This is a genomic window from Sphingomonas pseudosanguinis (genome assembly GCF_014196255.1).
Lineage (GTDB): Bacteria > Pseudomonadota > Alphaproteobacteria > Sphingomonadales > Sphingomonadaceae > Sphingomonas > Sphingomonas pseudosanguinis.
Genome location: NZ_JACIDH010000001.1, coordinates 763,644 through 778,217, shown reverse-complemented (window position 1 = coordinate 778,217; position 14,574 = coordinate 763,644). Strand labels below are relative to the sequence as shown.

Annotated in this window: 18 protein-coding genes; 12 read left to right on the top strand and 6 right to left on the bottom strand. The window is 66.8% G+C overall.

All coding sequences use genetic code 11. The features are described 5' to 3' along the window. Positions 1 to 107: 107 nt before the first annotated feature. Positions 108 to 2,189, top strand: coding sequence for a LamG-like jellyroll fold domain-containing protein (locus GGR48_RS03745; RefSeq protein WP_183950504.1), 2,082 nt, complete (start codon positions 108 to 110; stop codon positions 2,187 to 2,189). Positions 2,190 to 2,347: 158 nt separating this feature from the next. Further along, positions 2,348 to 3,466 (top strand): flagellin N-terminal helical domain-containing protein, encoded by a 1,119-nt coding sequence (locus tag GGR48_RS03740; protein WP_240456175.1) that lies wholly within the window; start codon positions 2,348 to 2,350, stop codon positions 3,464 to 3,466. A 165-nt stretch (positions 3,467 to 3,631) separates the two neighbouring features. On the opposite strand, the gene grpE is transcribed toward GGR48_RS03740, so the two are convergent. Together grpE and hrcA are read right to left on the bottom strand one after the other, a co-directional pair. Continuing rightward, positions 3,632 to 4,177: a nucleotide exchange factor GrpE gene (gene grpE / locus GGR48_RS03735; RefSeq protein ID WP_183950503.1), complete on the bottom strand. Its 546-nt coding sequence runs from the start codon at positions 4,175 to 4,177 to the stop codon at positions 3,632 to 3,634. A gap of 12 nt (positions 4,178 to 4,189) precedes the next feature. Beyond that, the gene (hrcA, locus tag GGR48_RS03730) at positions 4,190 to 5,230 is read right to left on the bottom strand and encodes a heat-inducible transcriptional repressor HrcA (protein WP_183950502.1); all 1,041 of its coding nucleotides are present in this window, start codon (positions 5,228 to 5,230) and stop codon (positions 4,190 to 4,192) included. 286 nt (positions 5,231 to 5,516) lie between these two features. Between hrcA and rph the strand changes: the two genes are divergently transcribed. Continuing rightward, positions 5,517 to 6,233 carry a ribonuclease PH gene (gene rph, locus GGR48_RS03725; protein ID WP_183950501.1) on the top strand — a complete coding sequence of 239 codons (717 nt, stop codon included), beginning with the start codon at positions 5,517 to 5,519 and terminating at the stop codon, positions 6,231 to 6,233. Beyond that, positions 6,230 to 6,856, top strand: a complete 627-nt coding sequence (gene rdgB / locus GGR48_RS03720; RefSeq protein ID WP_183950500.1) for an RdgB/HAM1 family non-canonical purine NTP pyrophosphatase — start codon at positions 6,230 to 6,232, stop codon at positions 6,854 to 6,856. Before rph ends, rdgB begins: the two co-directional genes overlap by 4 nt. Positions 6,857 to 6,995: 139 nt before the next feature. Here rdgB and GGR48_RS03715 read toward each other — a convergent pair whose 3' ends face one another. Then, the gene (locus GGR48_RS03715) at positions 6,996 to 7,382 is read right to left on the bottom strand and encodes a hypothetical protein (RefSeq protein ID WP_183950499.1); all 387 of its coding nucleotides are present in this window, start codon (positions 7,380 to 7,382) and stop codon (positions 6,996 to 6,998) included. A gap of 29 nt (positions 7,383 to 7,411) precedes the next feature. After that, positions 7,412 to 8,032, bottom strand: coding sequence for a CAP domain-containing protein (locus GGR48_RS03710; RefSeq protein WP_338110541.1), 621 nt, complete (start codon positions 8,030 to 8,032; stop codon positions 7,412 to 7,414). On the opposite strand from GGR48_RS03710, the gene hemW reads away from it, so the two are divergent. Continuing rightward, entirely contained in the window at positions 8,031 to 9,194 is a 1,164-nt protein-coding gene (gene hemW / locus GGR48_RS03705) for a radical SAM family heme chaperone HemW (protein WP_183950498.1), read from the top strand. The two genes, GGR48_RS03710 and hemW, sit on opposite strands and share 2 nt — an antisense overlap. Positions 9,195 to 9,342: 148 nt before the next feature. Here hemW and cutA read toward each other — a convergent pair whose 3' ends face one another. Both cutA and GGR48_RS03695 read right to left on the bottom strand, forming a co-directional pair. Continuing rightward, positions 9,343 to 9,672, bottom strand: coding sequence for a divalent-cation tolerance protein CutA (gene cutA / locus GGR48_RS03700; RefSeq protein WP_240456174.1), 330 nt, complete (start codon positions 9,670 to 9,672; stop codon positions 9,343 to 9,345). Beyond that, a complete protein-coding gene (locus tag GGR48_RS03695; protein ID WP_420854081.1) occupies positions 9,669 to 10,901 on the bottom strand; it encodes a penicillin-binding protein activator in 1,233 nt (410 codons plus the stop codon). Before GGR48_RS03695 ends, cutA begins: the two co-directional genes overlap by 4 nt. Between GGR48_RS03695 and rsmI the strand changes: the two genes are divergently transcribed. From rsmI to GGR48_RS03660, 7 genes are all read left to right on the top strand, one after another. Further along, complete coding sequence (rsmI, locus tag GGR48_RS03690) at positions 10,900 to 11,769, top strand: 16S rRNA (cytidine(1402)-2'-O)-methyltransferase (protein WP_183950497.1); 870 nt, start codon at positions 10,900 to 10,902, stop codon at positions 11,767 to 11,769. The genes GGR48_RS03695 and rsmI overlap by 2 nt on opposite strands. 61 nt (positions 11,770 to 11,830) lie before the next feature. Beyond that, a complete protein-coding gene (locus GGR48_RS03685; RefSeq protein ID WP_183950496.1) occupies positions 11,831 to 12,199 on the top strand; it encodes an STAS/SEC14 domain-containing protein in 369 nt (122 codons plus the stop codon). Between the two features lie 72 nt (positions 12,200 to 12,271). Then, positions 12,272 to 12,682 carry a hypothetical protein gene (locus GGR48_RS03680; RefSeq protein ID WP_183950495.1) on the top strand — a complete coding sequence of 137 codons (411 nt, stop codon included), beginning with the start codon at positions 12,272 to 12,274 and terminating at the stop codon, positions 12,680 to 12,682. Positions 12,683 to 12,694: 12 nt separating this feature from the next. Next, the gene (locus GGR48_RS03675) at positions 12,695 to 13,066 is read left to right on the top strand and encodes a YraN family protein (RefSeq protein ID WP_183950494.1); all 372 of its coding nucleotides are present in this window, start codon (positions 12,695 to 12,697) and stop codon (positions 13,064 to 13,066) included. 61 nt (positions 13,067 to 13,127) lie between these two features. Next, positions 13,128 to 14,090 carry a glutathione synthase gene (gene gshB / locus GGR48_RS03670; protein WP_183950493.1) on the top strand — a complete coding sequence of 321 codons (963 nt, stop codon included), beginning with the start codon at positions 13,128 to 13,130 and terminating at the stop codon, positions 14,088 to 14,090. A gap of 69 nt (positions 14,091 to 14,159) precedes the next feature. Then, on the top strand, positions 14,160 to 14,369 hold the full coding sequence (locus GGR48_RS03665) for a hypothetical protein (protein WP_183950492.1): 210 nt from the start codon (positions 14,160 to 14,162) through the stop codon (positions 14,367 to 14,369). Next, a complete protein-coding gene (locus GGR48_RS03660) occupies positions 14,366 to 14,572 on the top strand; it encodes a hypothetical protein (RefSeq protein WP_183950491.1) in 207 nt (68 codons plus the stop codon). Before GGR48_RS03665 ends, GGR48_RS03660 begins: the two co-directional genes overlap by 4 nt. Positions 14,573 to 14,574: the final 2 nt, after the last annotated feature.

The following is a 14,574-nucleotide window of genomic DNA, read 5'->3' as shown; positions in this document are numbered from 1 at the left end:
CAGGCTCCGACCCAAATCGGTAATCAATCGGTCCCTTATGTGTCAAACTAGCCCCATAAAGGCCGCCCGACTTTGCTCGACCGAGCGAAATTGGGGGATTTTTGACCATGTCCGATACGAACGACACCCGTTTCAGCCTGCGGCGGATCGCCGACCGGCGCGCATTGCTGCGCGGCGCGGCCGGCCTGTCGATGCTGCCGCTGACCGGCGCGCTGACGGCGTGCGACGATGACACGCGCCTGAACAGCGATCCCACGCCGACCGCCAGCGCATCGACGGCCAGCGCGGTCGGCACGACCAGCTTCACGATCGCGGTGCTGCCCGACACGCAATTCTATTCGCGCTATGCGACCGCCGACGAGAACCGCCAGTTCCAGCGCAAATATGGCTCGGAGCCGTTCGCCGCGCAGACCCAGTGGATCGTCGACAACGCCAAGGCCTATTCGATCCCCTTCGTCATTCATCTGGGCGACGTGGTCGATCAGGTGCGCAAGCCCGCGCAATGGGCGGTGGCCGATGCCGCGATGAAGCGGCTGGAGACGGCGCGCATCCCCTATTCGATCCTGGCGGGCAATCACGACGTGCTATCCGACCTGGACTATCGCGTCCCTGCCGACCAGCAGGCGGGCACCGATACCCAGCGCACCCTGTCGGCCGAGCCCTATCTCACCTGGTTTCCGACTACGCGCGCGCAGAACCAGTCGACCTTCCGCGAGCGGGATCGCACCGGCTTCCACGAATATCACATCTTCGAGATGTATGGCGTGAAGTTCATGGTGCTGTCGCTGTCGTGGCGCATCTCGGACGCCGGCATCCTGTGGGCGCGCGACGTGATCCGCCGCAACCCGACGCTGCCGGTGATCCTGGCCAACCACCAGCTGCTGAACATCGACAAGGACGGCAAGAGCCCGCTGGAAACCGATTACGGCCTGATGCTGTGGAACAATCTGATCCGCGACAACGACCAGATCTTCATGACGCTGAACGGCCATCATCACGGCGCCGCGCTGCTGACCAAGACCAACGACTTCGGCAATCCCGTTCATGAGATGGTCGTCGATTACCAGATGGCCTATCAGGGCGGCAACGCGCTGATGCGGCTGTACGAGATCGACTTCTCAGCCAACAAGATCGACGTGATGAGCTTTTCGCCCTGGGTCGTGCAGAAGCCCAAGGCGACGCTCAACCAGTTCGACCGCGCGGTGCTGGACGATGCGAACAACCGCTTCACCATCGCCATGGACTTCAAGAAGCGTTTCGCCCGCTTCCTGCCCGGCTTCGCCTATACCGAGATGACGGCGGGCACGCCGATCCTGCCGCGCGTCCGCACCGCGCTGCTGTCGGGCTATACCGAGCCGGCCGCACCGGCCGAGGTGCTGCCGCGCGATGCCGACGACTATCCCAAGATCGCCGAAACCGCCGCGCACTGGCGTGTGGCGAGCGGCATCGTCGATGGCCGGATCGTCCAGGTCGGCGAGACGCTGCCCGACGTCACGGGCCGCAACCCGATGACGCGCGTGCCGCTGTCGGGGCCGGCGATGGTCGAGGACGTGGTCTGGTCGACCGATCGCCACCGCCTGTCCTCGGCGCCGGGCAGCGTCCGCTTCCGCAACACCGACAAGGTGACCGCGCGCAGCAGCGCCTTCGCCACCGCCACCAACGCGCCGATCAACGCGGCGACCTTCGGCGCGGGCTATACGGTCGAGGCGTTCATCAAGATCGACGCCAACTGGACGGTGACCAACCACCGCTGGGGCAACATCCTGACCCGCAACGGCAATCGCGGCAAGCTGCCGGGCTTTGCCGGCGGCGACAAGGAGGCGCCGCCGATCCTGTTCGCCATCTCGTCGCTGCGCGAAATCCAGTGGGAGGTCGTGCCCGCCTCCAACACCGCCTATCCGCAGGCCAACTGGTCGGGCGAGGTGATGGTCGACACCTGGTATCACATCGCGATCGTCAACGATCCGGTGGCCAACGAGACCGTCCTTTATGTCGACGGCGCGCCGGTGCTGCGCAACAGCGCCGGCCAGGTCGGCATCGCGGCGCTCGCCGCCGACATGCCCTGGGTCCTGGGTGCCGCCTGGTGGGACGGCGCGCGCAAGGACGGCTATTTCGGCAATATCGGCGAGGTGCGCGTCGTCGCCAAGCCGCTGACCAGCAACCAGTGGCTGACCGCGCGGCGTAGCTGACGCCGATCGGGCGGGCGACGCCGTGTCGCCCGCCCCCAGCACCGCCAAACCACTGACCATCCGGGAAAAACCCGGATAGCCGATCATGGTTAAATCGCGTCAACCATCCCGTTCGCGCGTGGGGATCACTCCGCGCTCGTCACGGGATGGGAGTTACCATGACGGTCATCAATACCAATGGCGCCGCGCTTCGTGCGATGGCGGCCACGCAGCGCGCCAATACCGATCTGGCGCAGTCGATGGCGAAGCTGTCCTCGGGCCAGCGGATCAATTCGGCCAAGGACGACGCCGCCGGCCTCGCCATCAGCAGCTCGATGACCGCGCAGATTCGCGGCATGACGCAAGGGATGCGCAACGCGATGGACGGCGTCTCGCTGATCCAGACGGCGGACGGCGTGCTGACGGAAGTGTCCAACATGCTGCAACGGGTTCGTGAACTCGCGGTGCAGGCGGGGTCGGGGACGTACAGCATGACCGACCGCGCGGCGTTGCAGAAGGAGGTAACCGCGCTCGCCACGCAAGTCGATCAGACGATCCGATCGGCATCGTTCAACGGTGTCGCCCTGTTCAACGCCAATGCGCCGGTTTACGACGCCGACAACAATCTGGTCGATGCCAGCGTCAAGCTGAACGTCCAGGCCGGACCGAACATCGCCGATACGATCCCGGTGTCGATCGATCCCGTGCCGATCGCGTTCACCCGCGACAATGTCGATGGCTATTGGGCCTGGGGCTATCAAGGTCGGCTGACCGACCCCAAATTTCGCGATCAGAGCCAATCGCATCTGGTGACGTTCGACGATTACATGGCACGCGGCAAGATCGGCGGGACGACGGTCACACGGCAGGACATCGGCCGGATCGTCTATCAGAGCGATGGTGATCAATGGTACGATCCCAATGGGACGACCTATGATCGAGATGACAATTATGACGCGTATCTGGTGCGTCGCCAGTTCTCGCTGGTCGACGAACTCAACGTCATGAACCGCTATCGCACCGATCACACCATGAGTCGCGTCGATGCCCTGCTATCGACCGTGGCGAGCGTCCAGGGTCAGCTCGGCGCGACCGGCAATCGGCTGGAGTCCGCGATCGCCACGCTGACCAGCGGCACGACCAATTTGTCGGAGGCGCGCTCGCGGATCGCGGACACCGACTATTCGGACGAGTCGGTCAAGCTCGCCCGCGCCCAAATCCTGGCGCAGGCCTCGACCGCGATGCTGGCGCAGGCCAATCAGAGCCAGAAGGACGTGCTCAAGCTGCTCGGTCAGTAAACCCGATGACACACGCCCTCGTCATTGCGAGCGCAGCGCAGCAATCCGGGGCGTCGTGATTTAACACTGGATTGCTTCGCTGCGCTCGCAATGACGAGGGGGCGGGACTCCACAAAAAAGGGCGGACCTTTCGGCCCGCCCTTCCGTCACTTCACTGAGACCGGATCACTCCGGCTTCTTGGCCACCGCCACCAGCGCGGGGCGCAGCAGACGGTCCTTGATCATATAACCCGACTGCATCTCCTGCACGATCGTGCCCGGCTCCTGGTCGGAGGGCATTTCAATCATCGCCTGATGCTTGTTGGGGTCGAGCGCCTGGCCCATCGCCTCGATCTTGGTGATGCCGTGGCGGCCCAACACGCTCTCCATCTCACGACCCGTGGCGTCGAGGCCGGTCACCAGCCCCTTCCACTTGTCGTCGGTGCGCAGGTCGGCCGGGATCGCGGCCAGCGCGCGCTGAAGATTGTCGGCCACCGACAGCACGTCGCGCGCGAACGACGTCGCGGCATAGTTGCGCGCATCGGCCGCGTCCTTTTCCGCACGACGGCGGACATTCTGGATCTCGGCCTGGGCATAGAGATATTGCTGCTTGGCCTCGGCCAGCTGGTTCTCCAACTCGGCCAGACGATCCTGCCCCGCCACTTCGGGCGCGGCCTCGGCCGTCTCTTCGCGCAGGTCGGTCTGGGGTGCGTTGGTCGTATTGTCGCTCATCATAATCCCTGTTCAGCCCATCATTCGGGCGAGCGTTGCCGCCGTGAAATCCACCATGGGCACGACGCGGGCATAGTTCAACCGCGTCGGCCCGATTACCCCGACGACACCCACCACCTGTCCGTCGAGATTCCGGAACGGTCGCGCAATGACCGAAGATCCCGACAGCGCGAACAATTTGTTCTCCGCGCCGATGAAGATGCGGGTCGAGTCGCCGGCGCGTGCGGAATCGAGCAGGCTGGCAATCTCCTGCTTGCCCTCCAGATCGTCGAGCAGATCGCGCACCCGTTCCAGATCGGCGGCGGCGGCGGCATCGATCAGCCGCCCCTGCCCGCGCACGATCAGGATCGGCCGCCGCTCGCCATCCTCGCTCCACACCGCCAACCCCTGTTCGACCAGCGCCCGCGCCGCCCCGTCCAGCGCCGCGCGCCCCGCCGCCAGTTCGCGCTCCAGCCGCTCGCGCGCCTGACCCAGCGTCAGGCCGGCGAGCGTCGCGGACAGATAATTGCCCGCCTCGATCAACGCCGACGGCGTCATGCCCAGCGGCAGTTCGAGCACGCGGTTCTCGACCGCGCCGTCCTCCGCCACCAGCACCGCCAGCGCCTGCGTCGCGGAGAGCGGCACGAAGCCGATCGAGCGCAGCTTCATCTCGCGCTTGGGCACCATGACGAGACCCGCACAGGCCGACAGGCCCGACAGCACGGCGGTGGTCGCCGCCAGCGCCTCCTCGACCGGGCCGGAGCGGGCAGCCCTCGCCTCGATCGCGGCGCGCTCCTCGACGCTCGGCTCCATCGCGTGCATCATGCCGTCGACGAACAGCCGCAGCCCCATATCGGTCGGCATCCGCCCCGCGCTGGTATGCGGCGCGGCGAGCAGCCCGCGCTCCTCTAGCTCCTGTAACACATTGCGGATCGAGGCGGGCGACAGGTTGATCCCCGACAGCGCGATCGTCTTCGACCCCACCGGCTGTCCGCTGGTCAGATAGCTGTCGACCACCACCCGAAAAATATCGCGCGCCCGGTCGGTCAGCTCGGTGATCGGAAGTGTGACCATGACGGAAATGTAGGCACGGGTGGCGCGCCACTCAACCGCGATCGGAAGACCTCTCTTCTTCTCCGCGCCCTCTGCGCCTCTGCGCGAAATTTTTCACGCGGAGACGCGGAGATTGTTCGGCTCTTCCTCCGCGTCTCCGCGCCTCCGCGTGAACCATCCTTCTTTTTTGCGCGCAGAGGCGCAGAGGACGCAGAGAGAAGAGGAGTGTCTTCCGATCGCCACCTTGGTCTCTGGCGCATCGCGCGGGGGCCGGTTAGGGCTGGTGCCAAGGAACAAGGAGAAGACTATGCGCCCGTCCGGCCGGATGCCCGACCAGATGCGTCCCATCACCATCGAGCCGAATTTCACCCGCCACGCCGAAGGTTCGGTGTTGATCGGGTTCGGCGATACCAAGGTGCTCGTCACCGCCAGCGTCGAGGAGCGTGTGCCCCCCTTCCTGCGCGGCAAGGGCGAAGGTTGGGTCACCGCCGAGTACGGCATGCTTCCCCGCGCCACCCACACGCGTGGCAGCCGTGAGGCGGCCAAGGGCAAGCAGTCGGGCCGCACCCAGGAAATCCAGCGGCTGATCGGCCGCTCCCTGCGCGCCGTCTGCGATCTGAAGGCGCTGGGCGAGCGGCAGATCACCCTCGACTGCGACGTGATCCAGGCCGATGGTGGGACCCGCACCGCCGCCATCTCGGGCGCCTGGGTCGCGCTGCGCATGGCGGTCAACACGCTGATGGCCGAGGGGAAGCTGACCAGCGACCCGATCCGCCACAAGGTCGCCGCCGTATCCTGCGGCATCCATCAGGGCACGCCGGTCCTCGACCTCGACTATATCGAGGATTCGAACGCCGATGCCGACGCCAATTTCGTGCTTATCGAAAACGGCCATATCGCCGAGGTGCAGGCGACCGCCGAGCACGCCACCTATGACGAAGAGGCGCTGCTGCGTCTGCTGCGTCTGGCGCGCATAGGCTGCACCGAGATCTTCGCCGCGCAGGACCGGGCGATCCGCGCATGAGCGGCGAAGGCAATGGCCGTCAGGCGATCCGCAAGCTCGAACCCGGCAAGCTGGTCCTCGCCAGCCACAACAAGGGCAAGATCGTCGAATTCCGCGAACTGCTCGCGCCCTATGGCATGGAGGTGATCGCGGCGGGCGATCTCGACCTGCCCGAGCCCGAGGAGACCGGCACCACCTTCGTCGCCAATGCCGAGCTAAAGGCGCTAGCCGCCGCCGACCTGTCGGGGCTGCCCGCCTTGTCGGACGATAGCGGCCTGTGCGTCGAGGCGCTGGGCGGCGATCCGGGGCTGTTCTCGGCCCGCTGGGCGGGGCCGGAAAAGGACTTCGGCATGGCGATGCGCGCGGTCGAGGATCGGCTGAACGAGGAACCCGACATGAGCCGCGCCGCGCATTTCATCTGCGCGCTCGCAATCGGCTGGCCCGATGGGCATGTCGAATGGTTCGAGGGCCGCGTCGACGGCACCATCGTCTGGCCGCCGCGCGGCGACAAGGGCCATGGCTATGACCCGATCTTCCAGCCGATCGGCGGCACCGAGACCTTCGCCGAGATGGACCAGGACGAAAAGAACCGCATCAGCCATCGCGCGGATGCGTTCGGCCAGCTGGTGAAAGCGGTGTTCTGAAAAAATCCTCCCCGGCACGGGGAGGTGGCAGGCCAAAGGCCTGACGGAGGGGGGCTTCCGCTAGCTGCGTCCTTTGCGGCGATCCCCCTCCACCAGCCTGCGGCTGGTCCCCCTCCCCGTACCGGGGAGGATTTAAGTCCTAACCCTTCGCCAGCCGCTTCTGGTTCGCCGTCACCACACGGTGCACCGGCGTCATGGCCTGCAGCGGCATCGATGCGCCGATCAGCATCGCGCGGGCCATCGCTTCCCATGCATCCAGCATGCCCCCGCGCGGGTCGTGCCGCGACAGGCGCGACAATGCCGCCTGATCGCGCTTCCAGACCTTGGCCGACTGGTCAAACGCCTTCACCTTCTCGCTGACCATCAGGGTCATCTCGGCGGGCGAGGAGGTGCCCGTCGCCATTGCCCCCATGCGGGTCGCGATCACGCTCTGCGCGCTCAGCATCGCCTCGCCCGCCATCACCGCGAAGCGGGCGGGTGCGGTCCAGAAACCGATCCACGCCATCGGATCATAGGGATTGGCCATAAGAGCTTTCCTTTGCGACGCCCGCCGGGTCAAAAGGCCCGTTCGCCAAAGACGTTGCCGGTCGGGCTATAGCGGCAAACGAGAAAGTCGTCGCGCGCATTGCTCGCCATCGCGCATCCGACCGCCGTGGAACGTGCCCAGACGATCTGGGTATAGTGGCCGACATCGCCGAACCGCCCCGTCCGGCTGGCATTGGGGATCGGCAGGTTCACGAAATGACGCTGCTCGGCGCGCCAATGGCCCATCATCTCGTCATAACGATAGGCGCCGCGCGTGCCGGTCCACAGATTCTCGCCCTGCCGCGCCGGCCCCTGCACCTGCTCGGCATGTTGGAAACGCCCGGTCCGCGCCAGTTCCTGCGCATAAGCGAGCGCGCTGGCCGCCAGCGAGTCGCTCCAAGTCAGCGGCGGCAACCCCACCTCGGCCCTGGCCGCCCGGTGGCCGTTCAGCATCGCCTGTCGCAACAGCCCCGCCCCGCGCGGCGCGGGCGAGTCGGACAAACGCTGTTCGACGACCCTGGCCGGCCGCGCCTCCCCCGACAGCGGCGTCGCAGGAACGACGGGACCGCAGCTCGACAGAAAGAGAGTCAGCAACGGCAACGATAAGAGATGGCGAAGCGCGAACATCGCCGCCATATCGGGGCGCATCATGTCCTCCGCAATATCGCCGTCCCCTGCGCCGCTGGCGCTGTATGTCCATTGGCCGTTCTGCGTCTCCAAATGCCCCTATTGCGACTTCAACAGCCATGTCCGCGAGTCGGTGGACCAGACCGCCTGGGCCGAGGCGCTGCTCGCCGATCTGGCGCATGAAGCGGCCATGCTGCCGGGGCGGCGGCTGACCTCGATCTTCTTCGGCGGCGGCACGCCTTCGCTGATGCCGCCCGCCACCGTCGCCGCGATCCTGAACGCCGCCGAGCGCCATTGGGGCTTTGCCGAGGGGATAGAGATCACGCTGGAGGCCAACCCTTCGTCGGTCGAGGCGGCGCGCTTCGCCGACCTCGCCGCCGCCGGGGTCAATCGCGCTTCGCTGGGCGTACAGGCGCTAGACGATCGGGCGCTGCACTTTCTCGGCCGCGCGCATGGGGTCGATGAGGCGTTGCGCGCGCTCCAGACGGCGCAGGAGCAGTTCGGCCGGGTCAGCTTCGACCTGATCTATGCTCGCCCCGGCCAGCCGCTGGCGGATTGGGAGGCCGAGCTGACCCGCGCGATCGGCTATGGCACCGAGCATCTGTCGCTCTATCAACTGACCATCGAGCCCGGCACGCGCTTCGCCACCGAGGCGGCGGCCGGGCGGCTGACGATTCCAGACGGCGACGCCGCCGCCGATCTGTTCGAGACGACGCGCGCGATCACCGCCGCCGCCGGGCTGCCCGCCTATGAGACGTCCAACCATGCGCGGCTGGGGGCCGAGAGCCGCCACAACCTGACCTATTGGCGTTATGGCGATTACGCCGGGATCGGGCCCGGCGCGCATGGTCGCCGCGAAGGCGTCGCCACCGCGCGGCGCAAGAAGCCGGAGAACTGGATGTCAGCGGTCGCGCGCAACGGCCATGGCATCGAGCTGGAGGAAAACCTCGCCCCCGTCACCCGCGCGACCGAAGCGCTGGTCATGGGCCTGCGCCTGACCGAGGGGGTCGATCTGGGCCGCGTCGCCGCGTTGGCGGAAGGCCGGGAGATGATCGACACGGCCAATGTCGACCGACTGAGCGCGCAAGGGCTGACGCGGCGCGAGGGCGATCGGCTGATCGTGACCGAGGCCGGCGCGCTGCTGCTCGATGCGATCCTGCGCGAGGTGGTGCTGGGCGACACTTAATATTGTTCCTCCCCTGCAAGGGGAGGGGGACCATCCGCAGGATGGTGGAGGGGTGTCACCGGTTGCGAGTGAAGACCTCACCTACCCACGGCGACACCCCTCCGTCAGGGCTTCGCCCTGCCACCTCCCCTTGCAGGGGAGGAAGGGGTTAGCCCTCGGCCCCGACCGTCTCGCGCACCCAGTCGGCATAGGCGGGCAGCGCATCGACGATCGGCACCGCGACGATCTCCGGCACGTCATATTCATGCAGCGCGGTCACCGTCCGACACAGCGCTTCAAACCGCGACCGCACCGTCTTGATGGTCAGCATCAGCTCGGGCGCATGCTGGACGGCCCCCTCCCAGCGATACCAACTTTCGATCGGCGTCATCTGGACACACGCCGCCAGGCGCTGTTCGATCAGCGCCTGGGCGATCGCCGCAGCATTCTCCCTGCTCCCCGCCGCGCACTGGACGAGGATCAGGTCGTCGCCGCTCAATCCCCGAACCCGGTCGGCGCCGGCGACACCGTGACCGAGGTTCCGTCACGAATCTCCTGCACCTCCAGCGCGCGCTGCGCCACGCCGTCGCGGCCGAAGCGGAACGCGCCGTCGATGCCGGCGAAACCGTCCGATGCGCGTAGACGCGATTCGGGGAACGGCGCGTTCATCTTCCAGTCGCGCGCGATCCGCACCGTCAGCAGCACCGCGTCATAGCCCAGGCTCGACAGGCGATACGGCGCGCTGCGATAGCGGGCGCGGTATTTGGTCGCATATTGGCGGTAGAAATTGTTCGACACGCTGGCGAACCAGGCACCGTTCAGCGTCGGGCGCGCCGCGATGTTCGATTCGGAATTCCACAATTCGGTGCCGAGCAGCCGGGTGTTCGCCCCCGATCCGCGCTTGATGACCGGGGCCGCCGTGGCCGCCGCCGCGCCGCCATCGGCGATCAACACCGCGTCATAAGGCGCCTTGGCATTCAGCCGCTGCGCCGCGCCCGCGATACCGCCCGCGACCCGGCCATAGGGCTGGAGCGAGACGACCTGCCCCCCCGCCCCTTCCACCGCGCGCAGGAACGCGGTCGAGGCGCGCTCGCCGTACAGGCCGTTGGGCACCAACCCGGCAAAGGTCGTCACCCCGCGCCCGCGCGCATAATCGACGACCCGCTCGATCGACTGCGCCGGGGTATAGCCCATCAGATAGGTGCCGCCGCCGGCCACGCCGGCATCGTTGGAAAAGCTGATGACCGGCACCTTGGCGGCGCGCGCGACCGGCGCGACCGCGCGGACATCCTCGGACAAAAGCGGCCCCAGGATCAGCTGCGCGCCCTCGGCGATCGCCTTCTGCGCCGCCGCCGCCGCACCGGTCGCGGTGTCATAATTGGTGATGCGCACCGTGTCGGCCTGGCTGTCGAGCAGCGCCATCATCGTCGCATTGGCGATCGACTGGCCGACACCGGCATTGCTGCCCGACAACGGCACCAGCAGCGCGACACGGTGGCGCGCTGTGTCGCGTGGCAGGCCCGGTTCGACCTCGGTGGTGGGGCGCGGCGCGGTGGTTTCGGGGCGCGGCGGCGGGGCCTCGGTCGGCCCGCGCGGGACCAGGGTCTGGCACGCCCCCAGGAACAGCGTCGCCGCCAGCGCCAGCGTGCGGTTCAGCCGCTTGCCACCCCATATGCGAAGCGCCGGATGTGCGGCCCCCGGTTGTACGAACAGCCCTGCCTCTGTCATGACACTCCCCGTGACCCAATCCGAACATAAACTCGAACCCGGCCTCTACATCGTCGCGACCCCCATCGGCAATCTCGGCGATCTGTCCCCGCGCGCGGCCAACATATTGACAAGCGCCGATGTCATCGCGGTCGAGGACAGCCGCGTGACCGCCGGGCTGCTCCGCCATATCGGCGCCAAGCGGCCGATGCAGCCCTATCACGACCATAATGCCGAACATGTCCGCCCCGGCCTGATCGCCCGTATGGCGACCGAGGCCGTCGCACTCGTCTCCGACGCCGGCACGCCGCTGATTTCCGATCCGGGCTATAAGCTGGTGCGCGACGCCCGCGCCGCCGGCCATGCGGTGGTGACGATCCCAGGGCCCTGCGCCGCGATCGCCGCGCTGACGCTGGCGGGTCTGCCGACCGACCGGTTCCTGTTCGCCGGCTTCCTGCCCCCCAAGGAAAAGGCGCGCGCCGACGCCATCGCCGAGATCGCCGGCATCCGCGCGACCCTGGTCTTCTACGAATCAGGACCGCGCCTGTCGGCGACGCTGACCGCCTTGGCGCACGGGCTGGGCGACCGCGAGGCGGCGGTGACGCGCGAGATCACCAAGAAGTTCGAGGAGGCGGTGACCGGCACCCTCTCCACCCTCGCCGCACGCTATGCCGAGGGCGGGCCGAAGGGCGAGATCGCGATCGTCGTCGCCCCGCCGGGCGAAGCGCCCCCCGCCAGCGAGCAGGATGCCGACGCCGCGCTGGCCGAGGCGCTGACCCGCCTGCCGGTCGGTCGCGCGGCGAGCGAGGTCGCCAAGGCGCTGGGGCTGGACCGCAAGGCGCTCTACGCCCGGGCGCTGGTCATGAAGGGTGACAAATCAGAGGATTAGGCCGCGTGCGTTAGCGATTCGGCAACGCTCCCCCGGCCATGATCGCAGCGGGGAGCCGACCATGTACGCCTATGACTTTCGCCACGATCTGAACCTGCTCGACATACGCTGGACGGGGCTGTTCACGCCCGAGATCGCGACGCGCTATGCCCGCGAACTGGTCGACGCGTTCCGGCGCAGCGGCTTTCGCCCCGGCTACCGCCTGCGCATCGACATGAGCGACATCGCCGTCCAGCCGCGCGAGGCGATCATGACCGTGCACGAGTGCTTGCGCGACTTTCCCCGCGCCAGCCGCATCGCGATGATCAACCGCAGCGCGATCGGGCGACAGCAGATCGCACGGCTGATGACCCAGCCCTACTTACGCGTCTTCGATCGCGCGGAGGATAGCTTGGCCTGGTTGACCGCATCGGAAGAAGTGGCGGCCTGATCGCAAGGCACAGGCCGCTGGTCGCCTTCGTTAAGATGTGTTTTACATCCCGCTCATGCCGGAGGACTGCCGTTGGTGATCTATGAGCCTTTAAAGATCTGCGTCTCGCTCAAAGCCAGCGCAAGCGATCTGGTGGGCTTTCACTGGCAAACGAACGCCATAGCTGCCGATTTCATCCTGCCGGGGCGTGATAAGGAGCTTCTTCGAGTCGCCTTTGGGAGGGAATGTATCGTCAGGCTTCTCGATGAGATGCCGTTATCTACCGAGGACGATCCCGTATTAAGGCAGGGAATGGCAAAGGATCATTTTGCCTACAGAGTGAGCGGCGCCCCGTTTTCACGGCGCCAATCCCCGTCATGGTTGGAGATCATGGCCCCAGTAAGCCATTATCAGTTCGTCACTGGCTGGGCCTGCATGGATGTCCTCTCGCCTGCGTCTCCAACATTTGAAATCATCGAACGACCTAGCGATGCCGCAAAGTAAGTTCATCAACCGATGTTGAACGGGCAGGGCAATGAGCGCCGCCGCGCTGCCGAACAATCCGGCCGTCGCGGCGAGCGGCTCGCGGCATGGTGGCTGCGGCTGAAGGGCTGGACGATCCTTGACCGGCGCGTTCGCACGCCCGCCGGCGAGGTCGACCTGATCGCACGGCGCGGGGCGCTGGTCGCCTTTGTCGAGGTGAAGACGCGCAAGACCGCTGCCGAACTCGATTTCGCGATCGACGAGCGGCGTCTCGCCCGGGTCGCGGCGGCGGCGGAAATGCTGATGCCGACCTATGCCGGGCCGGGCGACGATATTCGCATCGACGTCATCCTGCTCGCGCCGGGCACACGGCCTCGGCATATCGAAAACGCATGGTGCGGGTGACAGGACGCGGGCGAAACATTACCTCCCCTGCCAAAGACCCGTCCGAACGAAGGAACGCCCCATGACTCAGCCGCTGACCGTCGCCGTCCAGATGGACCCGATGGACCAGATCAACATCGCGGGCGATTCGACCTTCGCGCTGATGCTGTCGGCGCAAGACCGCGGGCATAGGCTGTTCCACTATGACGCGGGCGACCTCAACTGGTCCGACGGGCGGTTGTGGACCAAGGCGTATCCCGTGACCGTGCAGCGCGTCGCGGGCGATCATTACCGCTTCGGCGAGCCGGTGAAGCTGGACCTCGGCGACGAGGCCGATGTCGTGCTGATGCGGCAGGACCCGCCCTTCGACTTAGGGTATATCACCGCCACGCATCTGCTGGAGCGGGTCGCCGAGACGACGCTGGTCGTCAACAATCCGCGCAGCGTGCGCAACGCGCCGGAAAAGGTCTTCGTCCTCGACTATCCGCAGTTCATGCCGCCGACCCTGGTCACCCGCTCGCTTGACGAGGCGCGCGCCTTTCTGGCCGAGCATGGCGAGATCGTCATCAAGCCGCTGCACGGCAATGGCGGCAAGGCGATCTTCAAGGTCGGCCGCGACGGCGCGAACCTGTCGGCGCTGATCGAGGTGTTCAATACCGCGTACCGCGAGCCGCATATGGTGCAGGCCTTCCTGCCCGCCGTCGCCAAGGGCGACAAGCGGATCGTGCTGATCGACGGCGAGGTCGCGGGCGCGATCAACCGCCTGCCGGGCGAGGGCGAGATCCGCTCCAACCTGGCGGTCGGCGGATCGGCGGAGAAGACCGAGCTGACGGCGCGTGAACGTGAGATCTGCGAGGTGCTGGGGCCCGAACTAAAGCGGCGCGGCCTGTTGTTCGTCGGGATCGACGTGATCGGCGGCGAGTGGCTGACCGAGATCAACGTCACCTCCCCGACCGGCATCGTCGCGATCGAAAAGTTCGACGGCACCGATGTCGCCGCGATGATCTGGACCGCGATCGAGGGCAAGGTCGCCGCCCGCGCCTGATCCCACAGGCGGAACTCCTGTCCTTGTCCGGGCTTTTCCTTCTCGCGAGAAAGGAAGGGTGTGTTCGCGATGGGTGCAACGACGATTGGTGCGATGGTGGGTGCCGCAATCGATGGCATGTCGGGTGACGATGGCGTCGCTGATGGCGCGATCATCGGTGCGGTGACCGCCAATGTCCTGAAGATCGTGCTGCCGATGGCGATCACCTATGCCGTGGGCTGGGCGGTGCTGCGTGGCGCCGGCGAGCTCAAGGACCGCGTTTTTGGAGAAGCACAATGATCGGACGCATCATCGGCGCGCTTGTCGGGCGCGAAGTCAGCCGTCGTGACGGCAATAACGGCCTGAAGGGCGCGGCGCTCGGCGCGCTGGCGGTCGGCGGCATGCGCCGCCTGGGGCCGCTCGGCCTGCTGCTCGGTGGCGGTTATGCGGCCAAGAAGGCCTATGACCGTCGCAAGGCCGGCAAGGTCACCGGCCACTACTGATC

What these genes read in the sequence shown, in the direction of transcription:
- GGR48_RS03745 (WP_183950504.1), top strand. Translation starts at nt 108, where the DNA reads ATGTCCGATACGAACGACACCCGTTTCAGCCTGCGGCGGATCGCCGAC.
- GGR48_RS03740 (WP_240456175.1), top strand. Translation starts at nt 2,348, where the DNA reads ATGACGGTCATCAATACCAATGGCGCCGCGCTTCGTGCGATGGCGGCC.
- grpE (WP_183950503.1), bottom strand. Translation starts at nt 4,177, where the DNA reads ATGAGCGACAATACGACCAACGCACCCCAGACCGACCTGCGCGAAGAG.
- hrcA (WP_183950502.1), bottom strand. Translation starts at nt 5,230, where the DNA reads ATGGTCACACTTCCGATCACCGAGCTGACCGACCGGGCGCGCGATATT.
- rph (WP_183950501.1), top strand. Translation starts at nt 5,517, where the DNA reads ATGCGCCCGTCCGGCCGGATGCCCGACCAGATGCGTCCCATCACCATC.
- rdgB (WP_183950500.1), top strand. Translation starts at nt 6,230, where the DNA reads ATGAGCGGCGAAGGCAATGGCCGTCAGGCGATCCGCAAGCTCGAACCC.
- GGR48_RS03715 (WP_183950499.1), bottom strand. Translation starts at nt 7,382, where the DNA reads ATGGCCAATCCCTATGATCCGATGGCGTGGATCGGTTTCTGGACCGCA.
- hemW (WP_183950498.1), top strand. Translation starts at nt 8,031, where the DNA reads ATGTCCTCCGCAATATCGCCGTCCCCTGCGCCGCTGGCGCTGTATGTC.
- GGR48_RS03710 (WP_338110541.1), bottom strand. Translation starts at nt 8,032, where the DNA reads ATGATGCGCCCCGATATGGCGGCGATGTTCGCGCTTCGCCATCTCTTA.
- rsmI (WP_183950497.1), top strand. Translation starts at nt 10,900, where the DNA reads ATGACACTCCCCGTGACCCAATCCGAACATAAACTCGAACCCGGCCTC.
- GGR48_RS03695 (WP_420854081.1), bottom strand. Translation starts at nt 10,901, where the DNA reads ATGACAGAGGCAGGGCTGTTCGTACAACCGGGGGCCGCACATCCGGCG.
- GGR48_RS03685 (WP_183950496.1), top strand. Translation starts at nt 11,831, where the DNA reads ATGTACGCCTATGACTTTCGCCACGATCTGAACCTGCTCGACATACGC.
- GGR48_RS03675 (WP_183950494.1), top strand. Translation starts at nt 12,695, where the DNA reads ATGTTGAACGGGCAGGGCAATGAGCGCCGCCGCGCTGCCGAACAATCC.
- gshB (WP_183950493.1), top strand. Translation starts at nt 13,128, where the DNA reads ATGACTCAGCCGCTGACCGTCGCCGTCCAGATGGACCCGATGGACCAG.
- GGR48_RS03665 (WP_183950492.1), top strand. Translation starts at nt 14,160, where the DNA reads ATGGGTGCAACGACGATTGGTGCGATGGTGGGTGCCGCAATCGATGGC.
- GGR48_RS03660 (WP_183950491.1), top strand. Translation starts at nt 14,366, where the DNA reads ATGATCGGACGCATCATCGGCGCGCTTGTCGGGCGCGAAGTCAGCCGT.